Source organism: Streptomyces sp. NPDC088923, from assembly GCF_044749745.1.
Lineage (GTDB): Bacteria > Actinomycetota > Actinomycetes > Streptomycetales > Streptomycetaceae > Streptomyces.
On the sequence record NZ_JBIVIO010000006.1, the window covers coordinates 233731 to 254222 of the forward strand.

The following is a 20492-nucleotide window of genomic DNA, read 5'->3' on the forward strand; positions in this document are numbered from 1 at the left end:
TGCGCACTATTGAGCAGAATTCAGCACCGTAAAGAGCGGACCATCCGGGGTCTTTATTTGTTTTCCAGGGCCGGGAATCAGGCGCTCGGCGGCGGCCGCCGACGCGGGAGGACGTGACGTATGCGGCAGCGGGTACTGATCGCCGGTACATCGCCACTCCTCGCGGGCCGGCTCGCCGCCCGCTGCCTCGCGGCCGCCCCCGGCACCGAGGTGGTGCTGGTGTCGGCCGCCCTCTCCCGCCCGGGGCAGCCGGCGCCGGACCGGCGGGAGCTGGCCCGGTTCGTGGCGGGGTGCGCGGGCGGTGACGAGGCGGCGGAAGCCTTCGGCGCGGAGCGGCTCTCCGTGGTGTGCGCCGAGCCGCACGCCGTCGCCGCCGAGCTGACGGCGTGGGCCGCGGAGCAGGTGTGGTGCGTGGTCCCGGGCTGGGACCGCTCGCCTGCCCGGGGCGCGCGGGCGGACACGGTGCTGACGGGCGCGCTGCTCGGCGCGCTGCCGGGTCTCGGGGCCCGGGGCTATGTGCACGTGGGCCCGGACACGGCACCGGACGAGGACCGGGCGCACCGAGCCCTGGAGCGGCTGGCCGTGGAGGCGTGCCTGGATGCCGGGGTGTCCTGGCGGGTGCTGCGCACGCCGCCGGTGGTCGACGCGTGGGCCCCGGCGCTCGGCGAGTGCCCGCCGGGCGCGCACCGGCTGCTGGGGGCACTGCACTCGGTGCGTGCCGAGATCGAGGACCGGGCGCCCGGCTGGTTCGAGCGGCACCCGCTGCGCGTGGCGGACGCGGCCGGGCTCGGCCTGAGCCTGCTGGACGCCGAGCGGGCGGCCGGGGAACTCTGGCGGGCGGGCGCGCCGGGCGAACTCCCGGACGGCTTCGCGACGGTGCCCCGGCCCGCCCCCGTCCCGCTGACCGATGTCCTCGCCCGGGGCGGCGCGGTGCATGGGATCGACGTGCGCCCCCTTCCCGAGGGCGAGTCCCCCGGCGCCGAGGACCGCCTCCTGGACCTGCGCCTGAGCGACGTACGCCGCCACGCGGTGCCGCTCGGCAACCGGACCGGGCCGGGAGAGCACGCGGGCGCCCGCCCCGCCCCGGGCACGGCCCCCGGCGCCGGAGCGCCGGCCGCGCCCCCGCTCTCCCCCGCCGCCCAGTGGGACCTGTTCGGCGCGGTCCGGGCCTGCCAGTCCTCGCGGAGCGGGGTACGGGAGCCAAAGCTGCGCAGGCGGGTCGTGGACGTGGCCGGGCGGCCCCTCGTGCTGTTCGACGGCGGGAACGGGGAGGGGACGCCTCTGCTGGTGCTCAACGCGCTCGGGCAGGGCCCCGGCTTCCTGAACCGGCTGTGCGCGCACCTGACGCCGTACCACCGCCTCGCCACCTGGCAGGTGCGCGGGACCGAGCGGGCGGACCCGGACTGGGGAGTCCCCCGGCAGCTCGACGACATCGAGGCGGTATTGGAGGCGGTCGGCTGGGAACGCGCCCATCTGCTCGGCTGGTGCACCGGCGCCAAGATCGCCACGGCCTTCCAGCAGCGCCGCCCCGAGGCCGTCGCCTCCCTCGTGTTCCTGAACGCCACGTTCCGGCAGAACGACCGGTGGGACGGCATGGACACCAAGTACGAGTCCGACCTCGCGGCGGTGTGTCGCGCGCTGGACCGCGGACCGGAGAAGGCCGCCCGGATGCTCGACCTGCTGGCCCCGGGCGCGGTGGGCGGGAAGGGCGGCAGCCGCGGCGACCGGGACGCGGGGGTGCTCGGCGTGCTGAGCCCGGCGCTCGCCGAGGAGGTGCGGCGGCCCTTCCGGGACGCCGAGGTGCTGGTGCGGTACGCCCGGCAGCTCGTGGACCTCTGGCGGCTGGACTCGGCGGCGCAGGCGCCGCGCGTGAGGGTACCGACGCTCTTCGTCTCCTCGGAGTTCGACGGCATCTCCTCCCCCGCCCGCGCCCGCGAGGCCGCCCGGTGCTTCCCGCGGGCGCGGTACGCGGAGCTGGCCGTGGCCGGTCACTACGCGCCGCACGACCGCCCCGCCCTGGTGGCGGAGCTGATCACGGAGTTCGTCCGCGCCCCGCACGAGGTCGCCGGCCTGGTGCGGGACGCGGAGATCACTTGGCACATCGACAGCGAAGGAGCAGCGCGGTGACCGAGGCGAAGGCCTTCGACCGGGTCGCGGACGACTACGACCGGATGCGGGGCGGAATGGAGCGCGGCAGGCAGTCCGCGGCACGGCTTGCGGGGGACCTGACGGCGGGCCCGGTGCTGGAGGTGGGCGTCGGCACGGGCATCGTGGCCGCGGGGCTCGCGGAGCTGGGCCACGAGGTGCACGGTGTCGACGTGTCGCGGCCGATGCTGGCGCGGGCCGCCCAGCGGCTGCCGGGCCGGGTCTGCGCCGGGGACGCGCGGGCCCTGCCGTTCGCCGACGGGAGCTTCGCGAACCTGGTGTTCACACACGTCCTGCATCTGGTCGGGGACATGCCGCTGGCGCTGCGCGAGGCGGCCCGGGTGCTGCGTCCGGGGGGCCGGCTGCTCGCGGTGCACGGGGACCCCGGCGCCGACCCGGACGAACTGGTCGCGGTACTGGACCGGCTCGCCGTGCTGCAACCTCGGCGCCCCGACACCCCGGAGGGCCTGGACGCGGCGGCGCGGGACGCGGGGCTGGAGCGGCTGCGGCACGAGTTCGCACCGGACTACGAGCGGGCCACGACCCCCCGGCAGCTCCTGGAGAGCCTGGAGCGCCGGCTGCCGCCCTACCTGTGGGACGTCGACGACGAGGTCTGGGCGCGCGTGGTCGAGCCGGCGCTGGCCGCCCTGCGCGAGCTGCCCGACCCCGACCGCCCCCGGGTCCAGCGGTGGCGCGTGCACCGGAGCGTCTACGTCAGGGCCTGAGCCGCCGGGCTTCCCCGCGGGAGTGCCGGGACGTGGGGGCGGGCCCTGGCCCCGACGCCCCGCCCGCGTCCGGCCCCCGCGTCCCGATCCGACCCCGTGTCCCGCCCCGACGGCTCTCAGCGCGGGATGAGTTCGAAGGCGATCGCCGGACGGCCGCCGAAGCGTGCCCCCATCGCCTGGGCCAGGCCGAGGAGCGGGCCGCGCACATCGGTGACGGGTGGCCGCATGGCCGCGAGATAGCTGGTGTGGGCCTCCAGCGAGGCCACCGCGAGGTCGACGCAGTCGCTGATGTCCACGGCGTGGGTCGGCCGGGGCGAATTGGACATCGCCACGTACCGGACGCCCTGCCAGGGGGCGCCCTCCTCGGGGAAGACCCAGCGGTTGGCGGCGTCGCCGATCGCGTCGAGGAGGGCCCGGCCGGTGTTGCGGTGGTCCGGTGAGTTCCAGCGTCCCGTCGAGGTCTGGTCGTGGTGGCAGAAGCCGAGGACGAGCTCGGGGCGGTGGCGGCGGATGGCGGCGGCGAACTCGCGGCGCAGCCGGGCGGAGTACTCGATACGGCCGTCCGGGTGTTCGAGAAACTCCACCCCGGTCGCTCCCACGACGGCCGCGCTGGCCCGCTGCTCCGCCTCGCGGACCTCGGCGGCCTTCTCCGGTGCCATCGAGTCGATGCCCGCCTCGCCCCGGCTGGCCACCAGGTAGGCGACCGACTTCCCGGCCGTGGTCCAGCGTGCCACCGCGCCCGCGGCGCCGAATTCCATGTCGTCGGGGTGCGCCACCACGGCGAGGGCGCGGGACCAGTCCTCGGGCATTTCCTGGAATTCATCACTCATGGCCCGAAGATAACAGCGGACTTTCTTCACCCGGTACCCCGGAAACCCTTTTCCCTGTTTCGCTCAAGAGTGAGCAGCGCCTTGGTCGCCGAAGCCGGATGATCCGGCTGATCCCGTCAGTCCGGCCACCGGTTCGCCGGGTACCGCACGAGAGGACAGCACATGCAGACGCAGTCGACGAGCACCATGACGTGGGACCCCTGGCAGCCGGTGCCCTACGAGCAGACGGAGGGCGCCCCGCTGCTGCTGCGCGGGGAGGTGTCCAACCACTACCGGGGGCAGATCGAGGGCGAGGGGGTCCAGCAGGTCCTCATCGCCCTGTCGCCGGACGGGGCGAGTGTGTTCACGGCGCTGGAACGGGTGACGGGCCGGATCGGCGACCGCAGCGGCAGCTTCGTCCTCCAGCTCACCGGTACGACCGGCGGCGGCGCGGCCAAGGCCACCCTGGAGGTGCTGGAGGGCTCCGGCACCGGCGGGCTGGCCGGTCTGCGCGGAACCGGGGCGTACTTCTGCGACAATCCGGGCCCCGACGGCAACGCGACTCTCACGCTGGACCACTCCTTCGAGTAGTCCCGGCGATCCGCGTGTGCCCGGGCCGCTCAGCGCCTAGGCTCGCAACCGCCGCAAGCACACGCGGGAGTTGCGCACCGAGACGACCTCCGGGGCGGCCGACGTCCCGAGGAAGGAAATTCATGTCCCCCATTGGGCAACTGGCAGCGATCACCCTCGACGCACCGGACCCGAAGGCCCTGGCCGAGTTCTACACCGCCGTCACCGGCTGGCAGTCGCTCTACGCGAGCGAGGACTTCGCCTACATCGGCACGCCGGACGGATCGAGCCGTATCGGTTTCCAGCGGGTCGCCGACCTGAAGCAGCCCGCCTGGCCCGGTGACGACAAGCAGATGCACCTCGACTTCAGCGTCAGCGACGTGGACGAGGCGGTGGAGCGGCTGACCGCCATCGGGGCGACCAAGCCGGAGCACCAGCCGGGCGCCGGGAAGTGGGTCGTCCTGATCGACCCGGCCGGCCACCCGTTCTGCGTGACGAAGATGCCCTGACACCGGCTTCGCCGGACACGACACGAGGAGGCCGCGGCACCCACCCGGGTGCCGCGGCCTCCTCGCGTGTCTCAGTCGCCCCAGTACTGCGGCGTGAGGCAGCTGTCGTGCCCGCTGCCTTCCAGCATGAGGCTGTCCCAGCGACCGCCCCCCTGCTCCTGGGAGACCCAGTCCCGCATGTACGTGGCACGCGGCGCCGTGGGGTCCGTGCGCGCGTCGATGCCCATCAGCTTGTACATCGTGCCGAGCGTGCGCATGTGGATGAGGAAGTGCATCCGTTCCATCGTCCCGAAGAGTTCCTCGAAGACCAGCGCGGTGGCGTCCCCGCCCGCGTTGAGGTTGGTGTTCTCCGCGACGGTACGGGCGAACAGGCGTGCCTCGGCGCGGTACTTGTAGCTGAAGTCGACCACCCGGTGCATGATCGCGCCGGCGGTGGCCGTGTTGAGGAGCTGCTCGGCGGGGACGGACGTCTGGTCGTGCGCGGGCCGCACCTCGAACCAGGGCTCGTCCCGGTCGGCGGCGAGCGGGCTCATCGAGGGGTCCTGGGCCATCGTCTGGGTGGCGGTGCCGAACATCCCCCAGCGGTGCGGGAGCATCATGGTCTCCCGCACGCTGCCGGGCACGAACGCGGCCTGCCACGCCTCGGCCTGATGATGGGAGACGTACCCGCCGAGCACCCCGTCCCGGAAGTCGGGCGCGCCGCCCATGTGCAGCAGCCGCTCGTAGTCCTCCAGGGACCGGAAGTGGATCAGCCAGTGCAGACGGTCCTTGACACCGAAGGTCTCCTCGTAGACGAACACGGTCGCGAGGCCGGGGTGCTTGGTGTTGACGAACTCCGCGGCCTCGCGGGCCAGACGGCGCGCGCTGTCGCCCTGACCGGCGGCGATCTGCGCGAAACGCTCCACGACGACGCCGGCGTTCGCCGAGTGCAGGAGACGGTCCTCGCTCTGCGTGGTCTGGTGCCGGGCGAGCGGAACACCGGGCGTGCCGCTGTTCGCGGTCATATGGGCTCTCCTCTGGTGTGCTGGGGGTGGGGTGGTGGGCGGGATCGGAGCTGGGACGAGGGGGCGGGGACAGCTGGGGTGAGGGGGTGTCAGGGGCGGGTGTAGGCGGCCAGGCGCTCGGCGAGGATCCGGGCCGCGCCGGTCATCAGCAGCTCGGCGATGCGCTCGACGTGCCGCTCCCGCCAGGGCTCCAGCGCGGTGCCCGCCACGCAGCGGTTGAAGGCGCCCGCCGCGGGCCCGCAGTGCACCTGGTAGTTGGCCCTTTCCGCGGGATCGCCGTCCTGCGCGGCCCGGTGGGTGCGGGCGAAGTACGACTTGAACAGCAGCGCCATGCGGTGCCGGGGCTCGCGCTCGGCCCGCTCGATCTCGTGGGGTCGGCCGGTGTCCCGGTAGTGGGCGCACGTCCGGCTCCATGCCTGCGCGAGCGGGGCACGGAGGCAGTCGTGCTCCAGCCACGCCAGGGTGGCCTCGTCCAGGTCGTCGAGACCGGTGTGGCTCCGGTAGAGCTGGTACAGCTTGTTGGCGCGGGCCGCGAACAACGTCCCCTTGCGAACCACTTGGACGCGCGAGCCGAGTTCGAACAGGTCTCCGGCGGGCGCGTACGCGGTGTCCTGCACGTCCAGGGCGGCGAGCAGGTCCTTCACCGCGTCCGAGGTGCCCGCCTGCGGTGAACACTGGTTGACGGAGCCGGTGACGACGAAGTCGGCGCCGAGCACGAAGGCCGCCGCGACCGCCTCGGGGGTTCCGAGCCCCCCGCAGGCCCCGACCCGCAGGCGGCGGGGGTAGTCGTGCCGTGCCGTCATCTCCTCGGCGAGCGCGGCCGCCGTCGGCACCAGGGCGAGGCTCACGCCGCCGTCGGTGTGACCGGCCGAGTCGCCCTCGACACAGATGTCCTGCGCCACCGGCAGCCCGCGTGCCGCCTCGGCCTCCGCCGGGGTCAGCGCGCCCTCGGCGAGCAGGCGCCGCAGCAGGTCCTCGGCGGGCGGTGCCATGAAGTGGGCGGCCACCTCGGGACGCGAGCACTTGGCGATCAGGGTGCGCACGGCGACGGGGGTGCCGTCCGCGGCCCGGTGGGCGCCGGTGAAGCGGAAGCGGACGAGCGCCGGGGTCACGGTGGTGAAGGCCGCGGCCTCCACGTGCCGTACGTCGTGCCGCAGCAGCAGGGCGGTCAGGGCGTCCTCGGCGCCGGGACGCGTGAGGTCGTGCAGCAGGTTGACGCCGTAGCGGCCGTCGAGACCGGGGGTGCGGGCGAGTGCGGTGAGCGCCTGTTCGACGGTCCCGAGATCCAGTCCGCCGGCGCCGAAGTAGCCGCGCAGGCCCGCCCGTCCGAGCCGGGCGACGAGTTCCACCGAGGACACGCCCCGGAACATGCTGCCCGCCAGGTACGCGTAGCGCACGCCGTGGTCCTGCCGGAACTCCGCGCTGCCGAGCCGGGCGGCGGCCGGGTCCCGTACGAGTTCCGGCTCGGGCGCGGCAGGGGTGTCCCGCGCCACCCGCACCGGCGCGCTCCCCGGCCGCGGCCCCCGCTCGCCCCGCGCCAGGGCGTCCGGCTCCCGCTCCCTCCCCGGAACGGCGCCCGGCTCGCGCTCGGTGTCCGGCGCGGCCAGGACCGACTGCCACATCGGCAGCAGCATGGGGCGCGGACCGAACTCGCGGACCTCGTCCACCCCGCGCCGGACCAGCTCCCGCAAGGTCTCGTGCCAGCGCACCGGGGCCGAGATCTGCCGGGCCAGCAGTTCCGCCGCACCGTCCGCCGGATAGGGGCGGCCGGTCACGTTCGCGATCACCGGAATGCGAGGTGGCCGGAATTCGATGGTGTCCAGGAACGCCGCGAAGCGTTCCTGGGCCGGGCGCATGTGCCGGGAGTGGAAGGCGCCGCTGGTCGCCAGCGGGACGCAGCGGGCGCCCGGCGTCGCCCGCACGGCGGCGCGGACCGCGTTCATGGACCCGGCCGGCCCCGACACCACCACTTGAGTGGCGGTGTTGAGGTTGGCCAGGTCCACGTCGGTGGCCCCGGCGCGGTCGAGCAGGGCGCGGACGGCGTCGGGGGCGAGGCCGAGGACGGCCAGCATGGCGCCACCGTCCGCCTCGCCCATCAGCTCGCCGCGCCGCCGCACGATCCGCAGGCCGGTCTCGAAGCCGAAACAGCCCGCGGCGAGCAGCGCGTTGTACTCGCCGAGGCTGTGTCCCGCCAGCACGTCCGGGGCCCGGCCCTCCGCCAACGCCTGCGCGCAGGCGAGCGCGTTGACGACGTAGAGCGCGGGCTGGGTCCACCGGGTGCGGTGCAGCCGGCCGTCGGGGTCGTCCAGGCACAGCGCGCGCACGGACTCGCCGAGGACACGGTCGGCGACCGCCTCGTACTCGGGGAAGCGATCGAAGAGCGCCTCCCCCATCCCGGCGCGCTGGGACCCCTGACCGGCGAAGAGCCAGGCCTTCACGCGCCCGGGCGGAGCTGGTACGGCAGCAGTACGGTGTCCTCGATGGTGCCGGGCACGTAGGACCTTCCCCAGGTGCCGCCGCCCTTGTTCCCGGCGATGAACTGGCGCGTGCCCAGGGCCAGGAAGTCGGCGTCCTCGCGCTCCAGTTCGAGGAGTTCCTGGTAGGCGTCGAAGTCCTTGAAGTGGACGAGCCAGTGCAGCCGGTCCATCACGCCGAAGGTCTCCTCGTAGAGGTAGGAGGTGGCGCGGCCGGCCAGCTTGCGGTTGACCTCGTTCTGCCAGGCGAACGCGTACAGCCGGGCCTCCTTGCGGAACTCGTGCGAGGCCTGGCCCGTGCGGTGCACGGTGAGCGGCGCGTTCGCGGAGTGCAGCAGTTCGTCGGCGGACTGGCTGGTCTGCAACCTGGCCGGATCGACCCAGAGTTCGCCGCTGTCGTGGTCGTCCTCCTCGTGCACGAGTCCGTGCTGCGGGACGAGGATGCGTTCGCGTACGGAGCCCTCGACCACGGCGCGGCCCCACACACCCGCGCTGGCGTCCTCGGGGACGCGGTCGCTCTCCAGCATGTCGATCATCTTCTCGTCGTGATCGACCATGTGCAGGCTGATGGCGTAGTCGTTCGGGGTCTTCCAGTGGATCAGCCAGTGGACCCGGTCCTGCTTGCCGAACGCCTCCTCGTAGAAGTAGAAGGAGGCACCGTTGAGGTCGGACTGGTTCATGTAGGCGATGACGTCCGCGAAGAGCTTGCGGCCCTCGGCGCGGTGCTCGTACTTCAGCTGGGCGCTCCGGGCGATGGTGAAACCCGAGTTGCCGGAGTGCAGCAGCTTGTCGGCGGGCACGGGGCTCTGGGCCGACGCGGGCCTGGGTCCGGCCGCGCTCCGAGCTGTCCGCTGATCCATGGGATGGCCGTCCTTCCGGTGCGCAGAGTACGTGGCTCGTGCCGGGCCGGGAGCCCGGCACGAGCCACGCTAGGGGGGCGCCACCGGGGAGGCTGCACAACTTTGAGCAGGCGGGGGCGGTCCCCCGGGGCCCCGGTCAGCCCGCCGGGGACGCCTCCGCCGGCTTCTCCGCGGCCGGGTCGCTCGCGCGGGGCATCTCCTTGAGGAAGAGGGACACCACGAGGGCGATGCCGACGAGCAGGACGCAGACGAGGAACATGTCGCCCATGGCGTGCGCGTAGCCGTCCAGGGCGTTGCCGCGCGCCGGTTCGGGCAGCCGGTGCAGGGCGGAGACCCCCTGGTCGGCGGCGCGTGCCGTCTCCTGGCCCACGTCGGCCAGCCGGTCGGCGACCCGGCTCGTGAGGACGGTGCCGAGGACGGCGACCCCGACCGCGGACCCCATGCGCTGGAAGAAGTTCGCGGCGCTGGTGGCGGCGCCGATGTCCTGCGGCGGTACGGAGTTCTGCACGGCCGTGATGATCGGCTGCATCACCAGTCCGACACCCGCGCCGAACAGGAAGGCGTACACCCCGATCCGCCAGTAGGGCGTGTCGGCGTCGAGCCGGGACAGGAGCAGCATGGTGACGACCAGCAGCGCCGAACCGGAGACCGGGAACACCTTGTACCGGCCGTTCTTGCTGATCAGCTGGCCGGAGACGACGGAGGTGAGGGACAGGCCGACCATCGCGGGCAGCATGGCGAGCCCGGAGCGGGTGGAGGACATGCCCATGACGGTCTGGAAGTACAGCGGCAGGAAGACGATGCCCGAGAACATGGCGGCACCGGCGAGCAGCCCGAACAGGGCGCCGATGCCGAAGACGGGGTTGCGGAACAGGCGCATGGGGATGATGGGTTCGGCCGCCCGGTTCTCCGCCCACACGAAGAGGGCGGCGAGCACGACGGCGCCCAGGGCCAGCGCCAGCGAGCCGGGGGCGGCCCAGCCGTAGGCGTCCCCGGCCCAGTTGAGGTACAGCAGGGCGCACACGACCGCGCCGGCGACGAGTGCGGCGCCGGTGAAGTCCACGATGTGCCGTCGCTGGGGGCCGCGGACGCGCAGGCCCACGGCGGTCGCGATCAGGGCCAGTACGCCGACGGGCACGTTGATCAGGAAGATCCAGCGCCAGCCCGGGCCGTCGGTGAACCAGCCGCCGACGAGCGGGCCGACGACGCTCGCCAGGCCGAACACGGCCCCGAACATGCCCTGGTAGCGGCCCCGGCGCTCCGGCGGGACCACGTCGGCGATGACCGCGAGGGCGAGCACGAAGAGCCCGCCCGCGCCGAGGCCCTGGATACCGCGGAAGACGATGAGCTGCCAGATGCTCTGCGCGACGCCGCACAGCACGGAGCCGACGACGAAGACGCCGATCGCGCACTGCACCACGGTCCGGCGCCCGTAGAGGTCGGACACCTTGCCCCACAGCGGGGTGACCGCCATGGAGGTGACGAGGTAGACGGTGACCACCCAGGGCAGGCGTTCGAGACCGCCCAGCTCGCTGACGATGCTGGGCAGGGCGACGCTGACGACGGTCTGGTCCAGAGCCGAGAGCAGCATTCCCGCCATCACACCGGCGATGGCCAGCGCGGCCTGACGGGGAGTGGGCAGGACCGGCGCCGCGTCCGCGGGCCCGGGGGCCGCCTCTGCGGAGTTGTCCATGAAGGGTGCTTCCTTTCGTGGGGGTCGGCGGGCGGCGGTCATGGTGCCACGGGCTCCCGTGCCGTCGGGCCGGATACGGAAAACCTTTCCGTCACCGGGGCGTGACGAAGTGCAGATCGAGGATGGCGGCCCGTGGGGGCGACGGGAGGGGGCCGGGCCGCGGCGCGGGGTCCGTCCGCGGTACGGCGGCCGGTCGGGGGGCGGCGGCGCCCCCGTCGGTCCGCCGCTCCAGCCACAGCCTTCGTGGGGTGCGGACGGGCGCGGGCAGGGGCTCGCGCACCGGGACGCCCGCCGGTCGTTCGGCCGGGTCGAGGGCGGAGGCGATGAGGTGGGCGTTGGTGCCGCCGAGCCCGAAGGAGCTGATTCCGGCCACCCGGCGGCCGGGCGGCTCCGCCCACGGCTCGGCCGCCGTCACGGGCCGGAACGGCGAATGAGCGAAGTCGAAACGCGGGTTGGGCGTCTCGCAGCCGAGGGTGGGCGGCACCACCGCGTGCTCCAGGCTGAGGGCGACCTTGATCAGACCCGCGACTCCGGCCGCGCACAGCAGGTGGCCGACATTGGCCTTCAGGCTGCCGATGGCGCAGCGGCCGTAGGGCTCCTCGGCACCCGCGAAGGCGTCGGTGAGTGCCTTGAGTTCCATCGGGTCGCCGATCTTGGTGGCCGTGCCGTGCGCCTCCACCAGACCGATCTCCCCGGCCCGGCGTCCGGCGGCGGCCAGGGCCTTGCGGACGACATCGGTCTGGGCGGCCGGATTCGGGGTGGTCGCGCCCATGGTGTGGCCGTCGTTGTTGACGGCGACGGCCTCGATCACGGCGTGCACGCGGTCACCGTCGCGCAGAGCGGCGGCCAGCGGCTTCAGCAGGACGGCCCCGCAGCCCTCGCCCGGCACGATGCCGTCCGCCCGCTCGTCGAACGGGCGGCAGCGGCCGGTGGGCGACAGCACCCGGGCGGCGCCGAACTCCAGGTAGGGGCGTTCGTCCAGCAGGATCTCCACCCCGCCGGCCAGGGCGAGTTCCGCCTCTCCCGCCAGCACGCTGCGGCACGCCAGTTGCACGGACACCAGGGAGGACGAACAGGCGCTGTCCACCACGAGGTTGGGGCCGCGGAAGTCGAAGCGGTGGGCCACCTGGGCGGCCAGGAAGTTCTGGTCGGACTGGAGCACGTCGGGGCGCAGCGGCGCGCGCAGCGGATAGGAGGAGATCCGGCCGCCGACGAAGACGCCCACGTCCCGGCCGCGCAGTTCCTCGCCTCGGTAGCCCGCGTCGGCCAGGCAGTCCCCGGTGGCCTCCAGAAAGAGCCTGATCCCGGGGTCCAGCACCGTGGCCTCGTCGTCGGTGAGCTGGAAGGGCCCGGGGTCGAAGTGGTCGATGCGCTCCAGGAATCCGCCCCATTTGCCGTTGGTACGGCCCAGTTCGTGCCCGGGGCGGTAGTGGGTCGCCGTGTCCCAGCGTTCGGCCGGCACCTCGGTGACGGCGCAGCGGCCTTCGAGGAGGTTGTCCCAGAAGGTGGCGACGTCCGGGGCGCCGGGGAAGCGTCCGGCCATGCCGATGACGGCGACCTTGCCCTCGGTACGGGGGGCGGCGGGGCGCGGGCTCGCGGCCGGGGCGGCCGGGACGGCGGAGGGCACGGCGGCGGGGGCGGGGGGCCGGGGTGCCGCCGGGGTCGCGGGGGCCGGGGCGGGGGGCCGGGATGCCGGCTCGGCCGCCGCGGGTGCCGCCGGTTCGGGGTGCGGGGCGAGGCCGAGGGATGTCAGGTGGTCGTGGAGTTGCCGCACCGAGGGGTGCTCCAGCAGCAGGGAGGGCGGCAGGTGCTTGCCCACCGCCTCCTCGACGTGCTCCAGCAGTTCGCCCAGCATGACGGACTCCACGCCGAGGTCGGTGAAGTCGGCCGTGGTGTCGAGGTCCGTCTCCGGGGTACCGAGCACCGCGCACACCAGCCGGACCAGCCAGCCGGGATCGCCGCCCTCGATGGGCACCGGCCCCGGCCCGGGCGTCGGCTCAGGCACCTGCTCCGGCTCAGGCACCGTCCCCGGCACCGGCCCCGGCTCGGGGGGCGTGGCGGCCGTCGCGCCCGCCTGGGTGTCCAGCAGGGATTCCGCGTCGAAGGAGGCGTCCAGGGCGAGTGCGGGCAGCACCGTGCCGCCCCAGGGCATGGCGATCACCTGCTCCAGGACCCGCAGCCCCGTCGCGTCGTCCACGGTGTCCAGGCCGGCCGGGGCGCAGACGTTCTCCTTCCCGCGTGCCGCGCCGCTCTCGGTCCACATCGGCCAGGCGACGGAACGGAAGTGGGCGCCGCCAGTGCGGACCCGGTGGCCGAGGAGCAGGTCGCTCGCCGCGTTGGCCGCCGCGTAGTCGGTGACCCCCGCGGCGAGGCGCGGGACGAGGGCGCAGGCCGAGGAGAACGCCACGAAGAAGTCGGGGCGGTCGCCCTCGCACAGGGAGGCGAGCGTCTCCAGCCCGTCCGCCTTCGGTGCGAAGGTGGCGCGGACGGTGGCGGTGTCCTTGCCGACGAAGGCGGGCCGTCCGCCGCCGAGACCACCGGCGCAGTGCACGACGCCGCCGAGCGGCCCGAGTTCGGAGCGCACCCGTTCCAGGAAGGTCCCGAGGGCGGCCCTGTCGGTGAGCGGGCCCGTGTGGACCAGGACGCGGGCGCCGAGCAGTTCGAGCCGGCGCACCCCGGCGACGGCCTCCGCCTCGTCGGCGCCGAGCGCGCCGGGGACGTCCCACCGCTCACGCGGTGGCAGCGGCCGGCCGCCGAGCACCGCGAGCGCGCGCGCCCCGCGCTCGACGAGGTGTGCGGCGATCCGGGCGCCGATGCCCCGGGTGCCGCCGGTGACGACGTAGGCGCGGGCGGGGTCCGCGGCGAGCGGGGTGTGCCGGGCGAGGGTGGGTCGCAGGACGGGTTCGTAGCGCAGTCCGTGCCGGTGGCAGATCTCGGCGCGCGTGCCCGGGCCTCGCCACTCGCCCCAGAGCGAGGCGGCCAGCCGTTCCGGGTCGGCGGTCGGCAGGTCGGTGTCGAGGACGGTGGTGTCCAGCCGCTGGTACTCGGCGCCGAGGCAACGCAGGAAGCCCGCCATCCGGGCGCCGGAGGGGCTGGGGGGCGGTCCGTCGAGGTCCTGGAGGCCGCGTACGGCCTGGAGACCGCGCAGCCGGGCGCCGGGCCGGGCGCCGATGAGCCTGCGGACCAGCTTCAGGCGGGCGGTCCAGGGGCCGGGGTCGGCGGGATCGGGTCGGTCGAGATCGGTGAGGTCGATCCAGCCGGCGATCTCGCGGTGGCGCTTGAGGAGGTCGTCCGTGACGGCGTCGGCCTGGTCCTCGTCGCCGAACTCCCGTGGCGCGTACGGGGAATGCCCGTCGTGGACGAGGACAGGGACGAGGGTGCCGGGCAGCGCGGTGCGCGCGAGCGCGTCGGCGACGGCCCGGGTCGCCGTGCCGTGCAGACAGATGACGACGCCCTCGGCGGGGCCGCCCGCGTCGGTCGCCTCACCGGTGGGCAGCCATTCCCGGCGCAGCAGCGTGACGTCCTCGCCGCCCTGCCGGGCGGCCGGTGCGGTGTGCTCGCGATCGGCGGCCGGTGCGGCGTGGCCGGGAGCGGGGGCGGCCGGTGCGGCGTGGCCGGGAGCGGGGGCCGGTGCGGCGGTGGGTTCGCGGGGGTCGTCGTCCTCGCGAATCCAGCACCGCATCCCGGCGAAGGGGTACGTGGGCAACGTGGTGACGCGTGGGACGGCGCCGGGGTACAGCCGAGCCCAGTCCACGGGCCCGCCGGTGGCCCAGTGCCCGGCGAGCGCGCCGAGGTCCGGGGCGGGGCCGTCCGGCAGCAGGCGCCCCTGGGGCCGGCCGCCGTGGGGGGCCCGGCCGCGTACGGCGCCCTCGGTGTCCCGGCCGGAGGCGAACTCCGCGAGGCGGGTGGCGGCTTCCGCCGCGTCGGTGGCGAGGAGCGCGAGGCGTTCGCGCAGTGGTTCGCGACCGGTCTGGAGTGTCCAGGCGATGTCGGTGAGCGGAGCGCGGTCCGGGCGGCGCAGCCAGGTGGAGAGGCGGGAGGCGCTCTCCCGCAGACGCTGCTCGTCATGGGCGGAGAGCACGAGCAGCCGGGGCGTCGCGACGGTGTCCGGCTCCTGGGACGCGGGGGTGGGGAACTCCTCCAGCACCACGTGGGCGATGGTGCCGCCGGCGCCGAAGGAGCTGATGCCCGCGCGGCGCGGGCGCGGGGTGCCGTCCGGGCCGGTCGGCCGCTGCCAGGGGGCGGCCGTGCGCTGGGCACGGAAGGGTACGGAGTCCCAGTCGATGTTCGGGTTGAGCTGGTCCACGTGCAGGGTCGGGGCCAGCGTGCCGTGTTCGAGCTGGAGCAGGCACTTGGTGAGCGCGGCGATACCGGCGGCGGCCTCGGCGTGCCCGATGGTGGACTTCACCGAGCCGATGGGCAGCGAGCCCGCCGGTCGGTCGTCGCCGCCGAAGACACGGCTGAGCCCGTCGATCTCGATGGGGTCGCCGAGCGCGGTGCCGGCGCCGTGCGCCTCCACGTAGTCGATGTCGGCGGGCCGCAGTCCGGCGTCGGCGAGGGCGGCCCGGACCACCTCGCTCTGCGCCACCGGGGAGGGCACGATGTAGCCGTTGGTGCGGCCCGCGTGCACCATGGCGGTGCCCCGGACCACGGCGCGCACCCGGTCGCCGTCGGCCAGGGCCCGCGCCAGCGGCTTCAGCACCAGCACGCCCACCGCCTCGGCCGGCACGAAGCCGTCGCCGTCCTTGCCGAAGCTGCGGCAGCGCCGGGAGCTGGATGTCAGGGACATGAGTCGCTGCTGGACGAATTTGTTCGGGTGCAGGGAGAGGTTGACGGCACCGGCGAGGGCGATCTCGCAGTCCCCGGCGCGCAGGGCGCGTACCGCCAGGTGCAGGGCGGCGAGCGAGGAGGAGCACATGGTGTCCACGGCGAGGCTGGGTCCGTGCAGGTCGAGGGCGTACGAGACCCGGTTGGCGTTGTTGCCGATGGCGCCGCCGCTGTAGGCGGGGCGTCCGCGCAGGGTCCGCTCCACGCCGAAGAAGGCGTAGTCGGCGTACATGGCGCCGGCGTAGACGCCGACGCGGGACCGGTGCCGTTCGCGCAGCCGCTGCCGGGGATAGGCGGCGTTCTCCAGGGCGGCCCAGGCCGTCTCCAGGAAGAGGCGTTCGTGGGGGTCCATGAGGGCGGCGTCCCGCGGGGTGATGCCGAACAGGAGCGGGTCGAAGCGATCGACGCCGTCGAGGAAGCCTCCGATCATGTCGTCCACGGGCCAGCCGGGCCGGTGCCGGTCGGCGGGCAGTGCGCCCACGCAGTCGGTGCCGGTTTCGAGGTTGGCCCAGAACGCCTCCAGGTCCGGGGCCTGCGGGTAGCGGCCGGCGACACCGATGACGGCGATCGCCCCGTCGCTCTCCTCGACCGGGGCGGAGGCCGGTGCGGGGACGGAGGCAGGGGCGGCGGTGCGTGCGTGGGCTGGGGCGGCGGGCGGTACGGGAGCGGACGGCGGGGCGGCGGCTGATACGGGTGCGGGGGACGGGGCCGGGGCTGCGGCCCGGGCGGTGTCCGGCGTACGGCGCGGGGCGGCTCCGTGGCCGCGTACCGCGTCCTCGGCGACGTGCGCCATGTCGCCGTGCTCGAAGAACAGGGTCCGGCTGCCGACCCCCCAGTCCTCGGCGAGGAGGCGGTTGAGCTCGCCGATCTGGAGGGAGGTGAGTCCGTACTCCACGAAGGGTGTGTGGGCGTCGAGTTCGTCCCGGGGTATCCCCGAGACCTCGGCGTAGCGGTCCAGCAGGACGGTCTCCAGCGCGGCCACCTCCCGCGCCACGTCCGGCGTCGCCTCCGGCGCGGTGTCGGCGGCCGGTGGCGTCACCGGCCGCGGGGGCGCTTCGGCGGGCGTGAAGGGGTACACCGGCAGCGCGACGCGGGCGCGCGGGGTGCGCCAGTACGTCTCCCAGGGCAGGTCGGCGCCCCCGGCCCACAACCGTGCTGCTTCGGCGGCGGTGGCGGGCACGGAGGCGGGCGCGTGCCCGGCCCGCCCGGCACGGGACGCCCGCCCGGTGTGGACGCCGGGCGCGGGGCTGCCCGCGAGGAAGGTGCCGAGCGCGGCGACGACCTCGGCGAGACCCGGCTCGGCGACGGCCAGCCGGTGCGGCATGGGCACCCTGCCGGTCTGGGTGGTCCAGGCGACGTCCTCGGCGGCGGGCGCCCGGCCCTCGCGCAGCAGCAGCGCTAGCCGGTCGCGCAGTTCGCGGGCGGCACGGGCGAGCCGGTCGGGGTCCCCGGCCGACACGAGGACGACGCACGGGTCGGCCGGCCCCGGCCCCGCGGTGGCGGCCGGTGTGTCCGCGGGCACCGGCGGGGCGGGCGGGCCGCCGGCGGGCCAGGTGTCGGTGTCGGTGCGCTCCACAGGGTTCATGCCGTCTCACTCCACGGGTGTCGGCCTCGGCTCGCTCCGGAGCGGCCCTGGCGCGGCACCTGACCCGCGGCATCCCGGGGGCGGCGCGCCGCTGTCCGTCGTGGACCGTTCCGGCGAGTACTTGGTGTGTCCGCTGATTCATGGGCGCTCGTCGGCGGGTACCGGGGCCCTCGCGGTCAGCAGTTCCGCGGCGTTCGTCAGAAGGTGCGTTGCGAGGGCGCCCGGGGTGCGGGCGGTCCAGGCGGCCAGGGCGGTACCGGACACCGCCCGGTTGAAGCGGGTCACTTCCGGGTCGCAGCGGAGTTGGTGGTCCAGGGGCCGCAGCGGCTCGCCCGCCGGGGTGCGGCGCGCGGTCTCCCGTACGTACCAGCGGAAGACGTCGGCCGTGAGCGGGCGGTCGTCGGCCCGCGAGTCCGGTGGCGGCGGGGCCGGTCTGCCCAGGAGTTGTTCCTCGATGTGCCGGCGCCGGGGCGCGGGGACGTCGGCGAAGTAGCGGTGTGCGCACAGCAGCCGGTGCAGCAGGCCGGACCGGGCGGGGAACAGCGTGCCCCGGCGCACGACCCGCCCGGGGACGCCGAGGCTCGCGTGCCGTTCGGTGGGCGCCCAGGTGACGTCGTCCTCGCCGGCCCGCGCGAGGGTGTCCTTGAGGGAGGTGGCGAGCCGGGCCTCGGGGGTGCAGGCGGTGAGCGAGGTGGACACGAGGAAGGCGGCGCCGAGCGCGAAGGCGGTGGCGGCCTGCTCCGGGGTGCCGACGACTCCGCACAGGCCCACGTGCACGGGCTCCGTGCCGGGGCAGCGGGCGGCGAGCGCGGCGACGGAGGGGAGCAACTGGTAGGCGTCGGCGGCGTCCTCGTGCCAGCCGCCCGGGTCCTGGACGGCGAGGTCGGAGGCGACGGGCAGTGCGCGGGCGGCCTCGGCCTCGTCCTCTGTCAGCGCCCCGGTGTGGACGAGTCCGGCGAGCAGCGAGGGGGCGGGCGGGCGCAGGAAGGCGGCGGCCTGCCCCGGTCCGGTGACGCGGGCGAGGACGTGCCGGACGGCGACGGGGGTACCGGCCGGGCCGCGGTGGGCGCCGGTGAAGCGGAAGCGGACGAGTGCCGCGTCGGGCCCGTGCGGGTGGTCGGCCTCGACGTGCCGCACGTCGTGGGCGAGCAGCGCGGTGACCTGTGCGTCCGCGTCCGGCCCGGGGCGCAGTCCGCTCCCCCAGCCGCCGCGGGCCGCCTCACCGAGGGACGCGGGGGCCGGGGTGCCGGGTGCCGGGTCGGTGAAGGCCATGAGCCCGGCGGCGCGGGCGGCCCGGCAGACCTCGTCGCCCGCCGCCCCGTCGCCGGTCCCGGACACGACCCAGGCGGAGTCGGTCGCGTACCGCTCCCGGAACCGGGCCGCGCCGAGCCGTTCCCGGGTCACCGGGAGGCGGCGGCGCCCGCTCCGGGCCGTCGCCGGGCGCGTCGGGGGCTCCGTAGCGCCGTCCCCGCCCGGCTCCGCGGGCGCGCCGGTCGCCGGCCGGGGCGCGGTGTCCTGGCGGTCCCGCGCCGCCGGGGCCGCCTCGTCGGCGGGGTGGGTGGCGGGCCGGGCCGGGACGTCGCGGGTGTCCGGGGTCGCGGGCGGGCCCGGGAGTTCGGCGCGGGCGGTCGCCCACAGCTTGGTGAGTACGCTCCCGGGGCCCAGCTCGACCAGCTCCGTGACGCCTTGTCCGACGAGATGGGCCAGGCTGTCCCACCACCGCACCCCCTGGCACATGTGCTCGCGCAGCCGCAGGGCGATGCGGTCCGCCCGGTGGGGGCGGGCGGTGACGTTGGAGAGGACGGGGACGCGGGGCTCGTGGAAGGTGACGGTGTCGAGGACGGCGCCGAGTTCGGCGGCGGCCGCGGCCATGTAGCGGGAGTGGGCGGCGACGCTGATGTGCAGCAGCACGCACTTGCCCGCGCCCTCCCGGCGGAGCACGGGCGCGAGGGCGCGCACGGAGTCCTCGGGGCCCGAGAGGACGGTCTGGCGGGGCGAGTTGTGGTTGGCCACGTCGATGTCGTCCGCGCCTTCGCGACGCATCACCTCCCGCAGCCGTTCGACGCCGAGTCCGACGACCGCGAGCATCGCGCCGCCGCTCGCCCGGCCCATGATCTCGGCGCGGGCCACGACGAGACGCAGCCCGGTCTCGAAGTCGAGGGCACCGGAGGCGTAGAGGGCGGTGTACTCGCCGAGGCTGTGCCCGATCATGCAGTGGGGCTGCGGTTCGCGGGCGGCGCGGTCGAGGTAGGCCAGCGCGCCGATGGTGTAGAGGACGGGCTGGAGTACCCGGGTGTCGCGCAACGCGGCTTGATCGGCGCAGAGTTCGCGTACCGAGCGGCCCAGTACGGCGTCCGCGCGCGCGAGCGTCGCGGGGTGGCGGTCGAAGAGGCCGGCCCCCATGTCCTTGCGCTGGGAGCCCTGGCCGGGGAAGGCCCATACGACTGTCATCGGCGGCCCCCCCGCCTGCCGCGTCGGGCGGGGCGCGGGCCCGGCGCTCACCGCTCCCACGGGTAGCGCCCTTCGGCGGCGAACCGGGCCATGCCCTCGTGGACCCCGCGCGCCGAGGCGAGCCGGCCGAACTCGTCGAGCGCGCGGCGTTCGGTCTCGGCGGTGACGGGGTGCAGGGCGGACAGGTAGCCCTTGGCCTCCCCGATCATCCGGGCGTCGATCTTGGCGAGCCGGGACAGCAGCCGGCGGGTCAAGGGCTCGGGGTCGGGTGAGATCTCGTCGGCGAGTCCCCGGTCCGCCGCCTCCCGTGCGGTGAGCGGCAGGGTGGTGAGGGTCATGGTGGCGGCGGTGCGGTGGCCGGTGCGGCGGACCAGGAAGGGGAGCACGCTGCACGGCAGCAGCCCCCACAGGGCCTCGGGGAGACTGAACACGCCGCGTTCGGTGGTGTGGACGAGGTCGCAGGCGGCGGCGAGTCCCACCCCGCCGCCGGACACCCGCCCGTCCACGCAGGCGAGGACCAGCCTCGGTACCTCGGTGAGGCGCCGCAGCAACCCGAAGAACGCGGCCCCGTCGGGGTCCGCCGCTTCCGCCCCTCGGGCGGCCCCCCGTCCGATGCCGCCCGCCGCCTCGGCCATGTCCATCCCGTTGCAGAACACCCCTCCCGGCGCGTCGAGCACGACCAGCCGGCAGGAACGGGACTCCTCGGCGGCGTCCAGGGCCTCGTGCAGGTCCGCGATCAGCGCGGAGCCGATGGTGTTGCCGCGTTCGGGCCGGCTCAGGGTGATCCGCAGGACGGTGGGGTCCTGGTACCGGACCCGGACGGTGCCGTGGCTCATCGGT

Annotated in this window: 12 protein-coding genes; 4 read left to right on the forward strand and 8 right to left on the reverse strand. The window is 75.1% G+C overall.

Going from position 1 to position 20492, the window contains the following annotated elements:
- Nucleotides 1-120 precede the first annotated feature (120 nt).
- The gene (locus ACIP4O_RS23205) at nt 121-2127 is read left to right on the forward strand and encodes an alpha/beta fold hydrolase (RefSeq protein WP_401577118.1); all 2007 of its coding nucleotides are present in this window, start codon (nt 121-123) and stop codon (nt 2125-2127) included.
- Nucleotides 2124-2870, forward strand: a complete 747-nt coding sequence (locus tag ACIP4O_RS23210; protein WP_401577120.1) for a class I SAM-dependent methyltransferase — start codon at nt 2124-2126, stop codon at nt 2868-2870. Before ACIP4O_RS23205 ends, ACIP4O_RS23210 begins: the two co-directional genes overlap by 4 nt.
- Before the next feature lie 116 nt (nt 2871-2986).
- On the opposite strand, the gene ACIP4O_RS23215 is transcribed toward ACIP4O_RS23210, so the two are convergent.
- Nucleotides 2987-3700, reverse strand: coding sequence for a PIG-L deacetylase family protein (locus ACIP4O_RS23215; RefSeq protein ID WP_401577121.1), 714 nt, complete (start codon nt 3698-3700; stop codon nt 2987-2989).
- Between the two features lie 162 nt (nt 3701-3862).
- Here ACIP4O_RS23215 and ACIP4O_RS23220 point away from each other — a divergent pair, with 162 nt between their 5' ends.
- A complete protein-coding gene (locus ACIP4O_RS23220) occupies nt 3863-4270 on the forward strand; it encodes a DUF3224 domain-containing protein (RefSeq protein ID WP_401577123.1) in 408 nt (135 codons plus the stop codon).
- Nucleotides 4271-4392: 122 nt separating this feature from the next.
- Entirely contained in the window at nt 4393-4758 is a 366-nt protein-coding gene (locus ACIP4O_RS23225; protein ID WP_401577126.1) for a VOC family protein, read from the forward strand.
- A gap of 71 nt (nt 4759-4829) precedes the next feature.
- Here ACIP4O_RS23225 and ACIP4O_RS23230 read toward each other — a convergent pair whose 3' ends face one another.
- The 7 genes from ACIP4O_RS23230 to ACIP4O_RS23260 all read right to left on the reverse strand — a co-directional run bounded on the left by ACIP4O_RS23230 (nt 4830) and on the right by ACIP4O_RS23260 (nt 20488).
- The gene (locus tag ACIP4O_RS23230; protein ID WP_401577127.1) at nt 4830-5762 is read right to left on the reverse strand and encodes a DUF6039 family protein; all 933 of its coding nucleotides are present in this window, start codon (nt 5760-5762) and stop codon (nt 4830-4832) included.
- An 89-nt stretch (nt 5763-5851) separates the two neighbouring features.
- Nucleotides 5852-8200, reverse strand: a complete 2349-nt coding sequence (gene fabD / locus ACIP4O_RS23235) for an ACP S-malonyltransferase (RefSeq protein WP_401577128.1) — start codon at nt 8198-8200, stop codon at nt 5852-5854.
- Complete coding sequence (locus tag ACIP4O_RS23240; RefSeq protein WP_401577130.1) at nt 8197-9096, reverse strand: DUF6039 family protein; 900 nt, start codon at nt 9094-9096, stop codon at nt 8197-8199. The genes fabD (ACIP4O_RS23235) and ACIP4O_RS23240 overlap by 4 nt, the downstream gene beginning before the upstream one ends.
- Before the next feature lie 136 nt (nt 9097-9232).
- Nucleotides 9233-10789, reverse strand: coding sequence for an MDR family MFS transporter (locus tag ACIP4O_RS23245; protein WP_401577132.1), 1557 nt, complete (start codon nt 10787-10789; stop codon nt 9233-9235).
- Between the two features lie 91 nt (nt 10790-10880).
- Complete coding sequence (locus tag ACIP4O_RS23250; RefSeq protein ID WP_401577134.1) at nt 10881-17201, reverse strand: beta-ketoacyl synthase N-terminal-like domain-containing protein; 6321 nt, start codon at nt 17199-17201, stop codon at nt 10881-10883.
- A 138-nt stretch (nt 17202-17339) separates the two neighbouring features.
- Entirely contained in the window at nt 17340-19652 is a 2313-nt protein-coding gene (gene fabD, locus ACIP4O_RS23255) for an ACP S-malonyltransferase (RefSeq protein ID WP_401577136.1), read from the reverse strand.
- Nucleotides 19653-19699: 47 nt separating this feature from the next.
- Nucleotides 19700-20488: an enoyl-CoA hydratase-related protein gene (locus ACIP4O_RS23260; RefSeq protein WP_401577138.1), complete on the reverse strand. Its 789-nt coding sequence runs from the start codon at nt 20486-20488 to the stop codon at nt 19700-19702.
- Nucleotides 20489-20492: the final 4 nt, after the last annotated feature.